Source organism: uncultured Prevotella sp., from assembly GCF_946407605.1.
GTDB lineage: Bacteria > Bacteroidota > Bacteroidia > Bacteroidales > Bacteroidaceae > Prevotella.
Genome location: NZ_CAMJOS010000075.1, coordinates 1 through 3,153, shown reverse-complemented (window position 1 = coordinate 3,153; position 3,153 = coordinate 1). Strand labels below are relative to the sequence as shown.

3 protein-coding genes are annotated in these 3,153 nt (G+C 55.2%); all 3 read left to right on the top strand.

Annotated elements, in window-relative coordinates:
- The first annotated feature begins 177 nt into the window (after positions 1 to 177).
- On the top strand, positions 178 to 396 hold the full coding sequence (locus Q0R57_RS14665) for a hypothetical protein (RefSeq protein ID WP_294749241.1): 219 nt from the start codon (positions 178 to 180) through the stop codon (positions 394 to 396).
- 142 nt (positions 397 to 538) lie between these two features.
- Entirely contained in the window at positions 539 to 1,009 is a 471-nt protein-coding gene (locus Q0R57_RS14660) for a cupin domain-containing protein (protein ID WP_294749240.1), read from the top strand.
- 320 nt (positions 1,010 to 1,329) lie between these two features.
- Positions 1,330 to 2,997 carry a 2,3-bisphosphoglycerate-independent phosphoglycerate mutase gene (gene gpmI / locus Q0R57_RS14655; RefSeq protein WP_294749238.1) on the top strand — a complete coding sequence of 556 codons (1,668 nt, stop codon included), beginning with the start codon at positions 1,330 to 1,332 and terminating at the stop codon, positions 2,995 to 2,997.
- Positions 2,998 to 3,153 lie beyond the last annotated feature (156 nt).

The window sequence follows — 3,153 nt, the reverse complement described above, 5'->3', positions numbered from 1 at the left end:
TCGACGGCCGCCGCCTCTCCGCCAAGCCCTCGCGCGCAGGCGTATATATTAATAAAGGTATAAAGGTAGTGATTAAGTAACAAATGGTCGCTTCGCTCAAAATCCGACAAAATCTGATTCAAAATCTCACAGCCAATGCAGGAATTGAAAGATTTTCTTATAGATTTTCTTATAATTTTGAGCGCAGCGACCCCTAAACAAATAAAGACAATGAAAAAGAACTATATGAAGCCCGCCCTGCGGGTAGTGAGAATCCAACAGAAGTGCCAAATCCTCAGCGGCAGCGTGACCAGCGTAGAAAGCGGTGACACCGGCATCGGCTATGGCGGCGGTGGCAACGGCCCCGCCCGCGCACCACGGCGTAGCGGCATCGACTGGGACGACTGGGACGAATAGCCCCACACAGGCCCGCAGGGGTTCTTGCTAAGGCAAGCGTCCCTGCGGGCCGAGCGCGACTCCCCTGTGGGTCACAAAGACGAAATCATAACAAAGGAATAAGGAATAAACAATTTTAATATTATCTCTTAAACAAAGAATGATGAAAAAGATGATTCAATGGATGTTCGTCGCCATCCTCGTCTGCGGCGCAAGTGTGTTGAACTCGTGTAAGGATGCCCATGCGCAGGAGGACAACCCGGTGGCGAAGGTGGTGAGCACCGAACTCATCCGCACGTCGCAGAGTTGGGACGGCGTGGAGCTGCCCGACTACTTCGAGGGGCGGCCCGAACTGGTGGCGGTGAAGTACGTGTTCCCCGCCGGGCAGAAGCTGGGCTGGCACCACCACCCTGTGATGAACTACGGCATACTGGTGCAGGGCGAGCTGACCATCATCGGTCTGGACGGCAAGACGCATGTGGTGCATGAGGGCGAGGCCGTCGTGGAGATGGTGGGTACCGTACACCACGGCGAGAACCGCGGCACGAAGGACTGCATCCTCTACATGTTCTACCTCTCGCAGAAGGACCTGCCCCTCGCTGTGCAACACCCAGACATACCTCTGGAAGATTAACAAAAGACGCCCCTGGAAGATTAACAAAAATCATCCATTTCATCGACATTATTTAAGCCTGGCACTACTGCCAGGCTTAATTTTGCATTCCCTTGGTAGCAATCGTCCTTAGGTTTGGCGCCACATTCCTCTTTCCTCTCTCCACTTTCCACTTTCCTCTTTGACCTTCGGTCTTTAGAGTTTCAAAATCGTAAAAAGGAGCCTCAAAATTTACAAAAGTTGAAGAAAATGTTCCTATATGTTTTGTTTTTTGTGATATTTTATTTAAATTTGCAGCCGTAACTACATAACCAAGAACATAATTTAAAACGATCTATAAAATGAAAAAGATTATACATTGGATGCTCTCCGCTGCCATTCGACCATTGGTGCTCACCATGGTCTTTTGCGGCGCCAGCGTGTTCACGGCGTGCTCGTCGAACGAGGACGACCCGACCTCGCAGGGTGACGGCCATGCAAAGAAAGCGCTCCTGGTCATTCTCGACGGCTGGGGAATCGGCGACAAGAGCAAGGGGGACGTGATCTATCATACGGCGACACCTTATATGGACTATCTGTATGCCAACTATCCGCACTCCGAATTGCAGGCCTCGGGCGAGTACGTGGGGCTGCCCGACGGACAGATGGGCAACTCGGAGACGGGCCACCTGAACATCGGCGCCGGACGCATCGTGTATCAGGACCTGGTGAGGATCAACCGAGCCTGTGCCGACAACTCCATCCTGGAGAACTCGGAGGTGAAGTCGGCTTTCGGCTATGCCAAACAGAGCGGCAAGAGCGTCCACCTGATGGGCCTGACGTCCACTGGCGGCGTTCATTCGTCGTTCGGCCACCTGCTGAAACTCATCGACATCGCCAAGGAGTATGGCATCGGCAACTGCTACCTACACTGCTTCATGGACGGCCGCGACACCGACCCACGGGCGGGCAAGGGCTTCATTGCTGACCTGCAGAAGTACGTGGACGAGGCAGGCGTAGGCGCTATCGCCACGATTATAGGCCGCTACTACGCCATGGACCGCGACAAGCACTGGGACCGCATCAAGCTGGCTTACGACCTGCTGGTAAACGGCAAGGGCCGCAAGGTGACCGACATGGTGGCGGGCGTGCAGTCGTGCTACGACGCTCACACTGAGGAGCACAAGAACACCGACGAGTTCATGGAGCCGCTGGTGAACAGCAACGTGGACGGGCGCATCAAGGAGGGCGACGTGGTCATCTTCTACAACTACCGCAGCGACCGCGCCAAGGAGTTGACCATCGTGCTTACGCAACAGGACATGGCTGAGCAGGGCATGACGACCATCCCCAATCTGCAGTACTACTGCATGACGCCCTACGACGACACCTTCACTGGCGTACACATCCTCTTCCCCAAGGAGAACCTGACGAACACCCTGGGCGAATACATCGCTTCGAAGGGACTCAGTCAGCTGCACATCGCCGAGACGGAGAAGTATGCCCACGTCACCTCGTTCATCAACGGCGGCCGTGAAGAGCCCTTCGAGGGCGAAGACCGCATCCTGGTAGCCTCACCTCAGGTGGCCACCTACGATCTGAAGCCCGAGATGTCGGCCCTCGAAGTGAAGGACCGGCTGGTCGAGGCGCTCAAGACCGGCAAGTACGACTGGATAGTGGTGAACTTCGCCAACAGCGACATGGTGGGCCACACCGGCGTCTATACAGCCATCGAGTCTGCCGTGAAGACCATTGACCAGTGCCTCGGCGAGGTGGTGGAGACGGCCAGGAAGATGGGCTACGAGACCATCATCACCGCCGACCACGGCAACGCCGACCATGCCGTCAATGACGACGGTACGCCCAACACGGCACACTCCGTCAACCCCGTCCCCTTCATCTACGTGACAGAGAACAAAAACGCGAAGGTGCAGGGCGGCGCCCTCTCCGACGTGGCTCCCAGCATCCTCCACATCATGGGGCTGCAGCAACCCGAGGAGATGACAGGCAAGTGCCTGATTCAAGAATAAGCATTATAGACATTTTTATTTCCAAAAACAAAACAAGATGAGAAAGATGATGCATTGGATGCTCTCCGCTGCCATCCGACCATTGGTGCTCACCATGGTCTTTTGCGGCGCAAGTGTATTCACGGCTTGCTCGTCGAACGACGACAACCCGGCAGG